The organism is Desulfofundulus sp., assembly GCF_049701015.1.
Classification (GTDB): domain Bacteria; phylum Bacillota; class Desulfotomaculia; order Desulfotomaculales; family Desulfovirgulaceae; genus Desulfofundulus.
In genome coordinates, this window is sequence record NZ_JBNATZ010000157.1 from 1 (window position 1) to 5,839 (window position 5,839).

The 5,839-nt window shown below is 54.6% G+C and carries 6 protein-coding genes; all 6 read left to right on the plus strand.

What is annotated here, in order from left to right:
• The first annotated feature begins 1,389 nt into the window (after positions 1-1,389).
• Positions 1,390-2,226, plus strand: a complete 837-nt coding sequence (locus tag ACPLUI_RS09980; RefSeq protein WP_424660114.1) for a hypothetical protein — start codon at positions 1,390-1,392, stop codon at positions 2,224-2,226.
• Positions 2,227-2,252: 26 nt separating this feature from the next.
• On the plus strand, positions 2,253-2,681 hold the full coding sequence (locus tag ACPLUI_RS09985; RefSeq protein WP_424660115.1) for a hypothetical protein: 429 nt from the start codon (positions 2,253-2,255) through the stop codon (positions 2,679-2,681).
• Between the two features lie 23 nt (positions 2,682-2,704).
• Entirely contained in the window at positions 2,705-3,373 is a 669-nt protein-coding gene (locus ACPLUI_RS09990) for a hypothetical protein (RefSeq protein ID WP_424660116.1), read from the plus strand.
• A gap of 31 nt (positions 3,374-3,404) precedes the next feature.
• Positions 3,405-4,163, plus strand: coding sequence for a hypothetical protein (locus tag ACPLUI_RS09995; RefSeq protein ID WP_424660117.1), 759 nt, complete (start codon positions 3,405-3,407; stop codon positions 4,161-4,163).
• Position 4,164: 1 nt separating this feature from the next.
• Positions 4,165-5,547 carry a hypothetical protein gene (locus ACPLUI_RS10000; protein WP_424660118.1) on the plus strand — a complete coding sequence of 461 codons (1,383 nt, stop codon included), beginning with the start codon at positions 4,165-4,167 and terminating at the stop codon, positions 5,545-5,547.
• 59 nt (positions 5,548-5,606) lie between these two features.
• Positions 5,607-5,839 (plus strand): hypothetical protein (locus ACPLUI_RS10005; RefSeq protein WP_424660119.1); only part of this gene is annotated, 233 nt, incomplete at its 3' end.

The following is a 5,839-nucleotide window of genomic DNA, read 5'->3' on the forward strand; positions in this document are numbered from 1 at the left end:
CTTAACAAAGTCATCCAGGCTGGCATAATACGTTTAATTGCTACCTTCGAGGGATTGAAACTCCGTCCGCGTGTACACCGCCGGCTGGACCTGCTTGGTTTAGTTGCTGCCTTCGAGGGATTGAAACAAACATAGACGTGCAAATTCGGTAGATGTGAGTTCAAAAGTTTAGTTGCTTCCTTTGAGGGATTGAAACCCTGTTTTGGCCCCTGCTTCGGTTCGTAGGTGACCAGTTTAGTTGCTACCTTTGAGGGATTGAAACTTTATTACATTGACGTATGCGGAGAATATGCAGGATAGTTTAGTTGCTACCTTTGAGGGATTGAAACACGCCGACGAAGGGAGGTAATGGCCGACGAAGAGAGGTTTAGTTGTTTCCTTCAAGGGATTGAAACAAGGGATTGAAACAAGGGATTGAAACAAAGCCCAATAGACGCCATGTCGTTGGCCGGTTTAGTTGCTTCCTTTAAGGGATTGAAACGATGCGTTCCGATGTGGTTTTAATGGACGAAAGGAAGTTTAGTTGCTTTCCTTGAGGGATTGAAACAGGAAGCCGGGGAGACCGCCGTGTACAAACGTTTAGTTGCTTCCTTTAAGGGATTGGAATGAAGATGTGGAGCGCCGGGCCAACGAGTTTTTGGCGGAGGGTTTAATTGCTTCCTTTAAGGGATTGGAATCAGGACAAAACTGGCCCTGTTCGGCAGGACGTAGGCGTTTAGCTGCTTCCTTTAAGGGATTGGAATCTGCTGAGAACGTCATCCCTGGACCCCCGGGGGGGCAAGTTTAGTTGCTTCCTTTAAGGGATTGGAACTGACTGTCAACAGATTGATTGACTGGTTGGTATTGTTTAGTTACTTCCTTTAAGGGATTGGAACACCCCATCCGGACCGGGCGGCGGCAGTCTGGGCCGTTGTTTAGTTGCTTTCTTTGAGGGATTGAAACTAATCAGACCCGATCAGCACTTCCTGCGAGTCTATTGTCTAGCTGCTACCTTTGAGGGATTGAAACACGAAAATGGAGGCGAAGCGACCCCGCTGGTCACATGTTTAATTGCTATCTTTAAGGGATTGAAACATTATGCATGGGTTCGGCTAAAAATGGCGGGACGGATTCAGTTGCCATCTTTAAGGGATTGAAACACTAGTAATTATATTTTACTCGTTTACCGTTATGTTGTGTTTAGTTGCTACCTTTAAGGGATTGAAACGTTTGCGCTTTCCGGAGATTATGTTGGATAAGTGGGAGTTTAGTTGCTACCTTTAAGGGAATGAAACTCCAGTACACAATGCCAACTACTCTAACGGAGGACAGTTTAGTTGCTACCTTTAAGGGATTGAAACAAAACATTTAATTTCTGGTTTAAGCGGAAGAAAGAAGGTGGGGGATAAGATGGAAAACAAAGAAAACGTCTTCAGTGAAAAGACAAAGGAGCGCTTTTACAATGCAGGTGGTATTGCGTCTCTATTTCGTTTGTTTGCCGAACTTGAATTTAACAACACTTGTTTGAAGAGTAGCGCACTTTCGACTGCAGCTCTTCCCTTCTATTTTGGGGTGTTGAGGTTGAATGGGGAAAGAAAAGAGGTAACTCCATTTTCTTTTTTAAAGACGAAGTTGTTTGATAACTTCTTTTTTATGGAGGACGCTATGTCGCGGTTTTTCGCCTGTACCCTGGATATTGACGATTTGAATCCGTGGAGGACGGCGTTTAATGCGGTACCATTTAGAGATGTCCTGGAGAGGAGCGGTGGTTTTTTGCCAATTGAGAAGCTGCTTGGTGAGTATTATCCGGTTGAAAACCGTATAGCAATCCACAGGCGAGCGGTGGAAGAGTTTTCGCGAGAAGCCAGTGTTTCTGTAGAAGCTGTCATGCTGGCAGTGGGTGCGCACGAAGCAGTTCATTCTTTCCTTGGGACAGCGTTTCCTGGTAAAAAACAAATGTTTCCGGAAAATGTTGAGGAACTATTGGCAGATATCGCATCGGGGGTTGGTCTGCGGCTGGTTTCAATATTTGGGTTGCCTGAGCTGTGGAGTGCCTGGAAAGCGCTCGACAAAGAACGTTTTGGGACAGCTTGCTTGATTGACGATTTTTGTTTCTATCCGGAATTTATAGTCTTCTTGACGGCAGTGACTGTACCGTGTGGTCTTCAGGCTGAAAAAGCCGTTTGCCTGTTTTCTAAAGTTTTAGCTGAAAAACTCAGCCGGTGGAAACCGAACTTTCTTTTTTGAGGGCTTGAAAAACGGAGGAGGTCTTTATGTCTGGCTGTTTGTGGCGCGAGAGTACTGTGCAGTACTCGTTAGAAGAAGCCATCGAGCAGGTCTTTGACGAGCGGTACCGGGCTTTGGCGGTGCCAGCTGTTCGGGGTCTGGTCAGGGCGCTCCCTTTTTCCTGTGGGGTGCGTATGGGAAAAAAGCGGGTGACGATGCTGCTCGGTAATTACCGCCTTGCCGCTTTCAAGAGCAGCAAGGACGGTGTGCGCATAGAACTGCCGTTTACGGGGGTGTTCCAGCGGGTTTTTCGCCTACAGGTTTTGCCTGGCGGTCGGTACCGGTTGTGGAAGGTTTTTGCGTCATACGTGCGGGCGACGGGCTGTCGCTTCCTCCAGGTTTTTTTTGCGGCTTGTCGTTTGCTGAGGGAAGCGGCACCCGGGACCCGGCTCTGGGAGTGCAACGTGAGAGTTTGAGGTGAAAAGGAGGTCGTTTGACAGTGTACGGCAGGCGCTTGCTGGTGAGGTTACACGGCCCGCGCAAAATTGGTTATGACTGGCGCGACAAGTGGCAGGGGGTCATTTTCACGCTGCTGGGCCGCGGCGGGATAGGGGGTGTGATGCACGGAGCGAAGCACAGCGCGTTCAGCTACTCTCTCCTGCCGGAAGAGCCGCTGTTTTTGAAGGACGGGCTGGTGAGCCTGAACGGTTTCTGGTCGTTCCGGTACTCCAGCGTCTTTGACGAGTCTGTTGATAAACTTGCTGACAGGTTCGTGGGAAATAAGAAAGTGGAAGTTAATGGAGACGTGTTCCGCGTGGTCCAGGTAATGTTTGAAGTATTACCCGACCGGGCGGTGTTCCCGGTGGTGAGCGCGCTGATAATCAAGAAGGACCACACGTTCGCCGACCCGGACGGCGGGTTTGAAGAGCTGGCCGTCCTGTCCATGCGGAACAAGTTCAGGTACTTCACCGGCAGAGATCTGCCCGGAGACGTCGGCCTGAGCTTTGTGGGGGCGCCGCGGAAGAAGCTGATCCAGTACAAGAACCGCAACCTGCTGGCGTTCAGCGGGGCGGTGCGTGTCAGTGGCGGCGGTCCGGAGGCGCGGGTATTTGCCCAGGTCGCGGGTATCGGCCACAAGACGGGCTGCGGGTTCGGCGCGGCGATCTGAACTGATATTTTAGAAAGGGGTGACAGTGGGTGTGAACACGGTAGTCCAGTATTTGGGTTGTCACTGGAAGGGGATCCCGTTAACACCCACGACTGCCGGACAGTGCAGGGTGTGCGGGGGCGACCTGGTGGGAGAGGTTTCAAGTTACGAAGAAGTCTTCGGCGGCCGTGAGAACTGGACGGAGGAAGGGGTGGTAGCCCTGCCCGATGGGGAGTACGTTTGCCAGGCGTGCAGGGACGTGGCGCTGGGGACGTCGGTGAACGACAACGGCAACAGGTCACGGAACGAGAACTATTTTATCAAAAGCTACGGGTTCTGGGTATCGGACGCAGAGCTGGTTTTCATGGAGTCGCCGAAAGACCTGCTCCAGATAGACCCCCGGGGGAGGCCCTTTGGGGTTTTTGTAAAGGACGCCGACCTGAAGAGGAAGCACTTTCTGTACTACATTCCCCTGAACATGTCTGTTGAAGAGGTCTGGGTTTTCCGCGCTGCGCTGCTGCGGCCGGTCCCGGTCCGGCTGCCGCTGTTACGCGATACAGCATACAGGGCGGTTTCCGCTGTGGGAAAAATTTTTGCTGAGAAAGGGGTGGTTCTGTCACAGAATGCTGTGGTCAGGTATGAAAGTCTCGGTGAAAAGAGGCGGGGAGAGTTGGAACAGTTTGGCTTCCCGGGCAGAGAAGTATCGGTCATGACAGTTTCGGAAAGAGAGTTGCTGGCGTCAATAATCAGGGATTTCTTCAGTGAAAAGACTGCGGTCAGCAAAAAAACTACGAAAGGAGAGAAGAACTAGCATGTACCGTCCGCAGGACATTTTTGTGAAGGTCATCGCACTGGAGCCCATCTTTAACGGTTCCATTGGGGAAGTTGTGGAGGACGAGGGTGACAGGCAGAACTACACCGTGCAGCGGAAGATAAAGGTCTACTGCCGGAAGGACAGGCAGGACGAGATCATGGCTTTACCGGTGGTGAGCGGGGCGTCGGTGCGCGGGGGCAGCCGCCGCGTATTCATGCAGAGGGTGCTGGACCTGTGCGGGATTAAAGTAAACGGCGGCAGCGGTAAAGACGGCGGTACCGGGCAGGAGGTTAAGACAATCAGCCGGGACGTGGCGTACCTGCTGTTTGCTGGCGGGCACACGGGTTCCGGGGAGTCGCACTCGTGCACTGTTGAGAAGTGGCTGAAAGTATACGACGACCTGCCGTTTTTCGGGCTGCTGGGCGGCAGCTACAAGGGCGTCTTTTTCCCGGGCAGGCTGTCGGTGGGGTTCGCGTACCCCGTGGTCAAGGAGACGGCCAGCCTGTTTACCATGATGGGGAGCCCGTTTAACAGTGACTTTGTCGGCCTGGCGGAGGCTGGTAGTGCGTATCGCGACAGGCACCGGTACACGCGGCGGATTGTGCCGGAGCTGGGCGAGGACCCGCTGCGCGAGAAGCTGCGCGAGATGCTTGAGAAAAAGGAGTACGGAGAGGTCAGGAAAGCGCTGCTCACGGGCGGTTTTGAGGAGCTGCGCAGCGTGATGAGGGGTGAAGTCCTCGAGGAGTTTGCGAAAGTGCTCGGTGTTCCGCTTCCGAAACCGGACGGGGGTGCCGCTGCCGGCGGGGACGTTTCGAGGGATGCGGCCCGGAGCGCTGTCGCTGCGGGTGACCCGGGAGGACCTGCCGTTGCCGGGAGCGTTCCGGAAGGGGCAGCCGGGGCGGTGCCGCCTGCGGTGAACGAAGAAGAAGAGCAGGCTGTCGACGAGGTGTACAGGAGGCTCAAGTCGATCTTTAAAGGTGAGTCGATGATCTTTGCGTTTATTGACCCGATACCGGCGGGGTCGGTGCTGCACATGCGGTTGAGCCTCCTGCCGGGCTACGGGGACGACGGGCTGATGGAGAAGGCGTTCCACGCTTTCGTGGAGACGGTTTTGGAGCGGGGCTACCTGGGCGGCCTGCACGGGCGGGGTTACGGCGCGTGCGCCATGGAGGCGCGGTTCAGGGACGGCAGGTCGTTTGCCGACGGCTCGAAGGCCAACCAGTTCTGGAAGTGGGTTGAGGACAACAAGGACAAGATTTTGGAGAGCCTGGAGAACTTCAGCAGCAACCTGCTGGCCATCGACGATGCCACAATAGCGGAGCATGCCGGCAGGGGCGTCCGCCAGAGGAACAACGGCGCCCGCGGGCGCGGCAGGAGGTAGTGCAGGGCCGGGGCTGCACGTGCGGCCCCGGCTTTTTCTGGTAGAGAGGGGGGCCAGTTGTGGTTTACAGGAACCTTGTGGTGCGGGTACAGGTCATATCGCCCGTGCTGGTACCGCTGAGGGCGCGGCAGTACCCGCTGTGTTTCGACGCGCTGGTGATCGCGCTGCTGGCGGCGCGACGTGGCAGCCCTGCGGCGTTCAGGTACGACCCGGCGCGGGATGTCGAGTACCTGCCCGAGAACGGGCCAAGGAACGGCGTGCCGCTGGCTGTGGTCGGGGACAGGCGGCCGGT

Excerpts from the sequence above, each read along its gene's own strand:
- ACPLUI_RS09985 (WP_424660115.1), top strand. The coding sequence starts at position 2,253 with ATGTCTGGCTGTTTGTGGCGCGAGAGTACTGTGCAGTACTCGTTAGAA.
- ACPLUI_RS10000 (WP_424660118.1), top strand. The coding sequence starts at position 4,165 with ATGTACCGTCCGCAGGACATTTTTGTGAAGGTCATCGCACTGGAGCCC.
- ACPLUI_RS09980 (WP_424660114.1), top strand. The coding sequence starts at position 1,390 with ATGGAAAACAAAGAAAACGTCTTCAGTGAAAAGACAAAGGAGCGCTTT.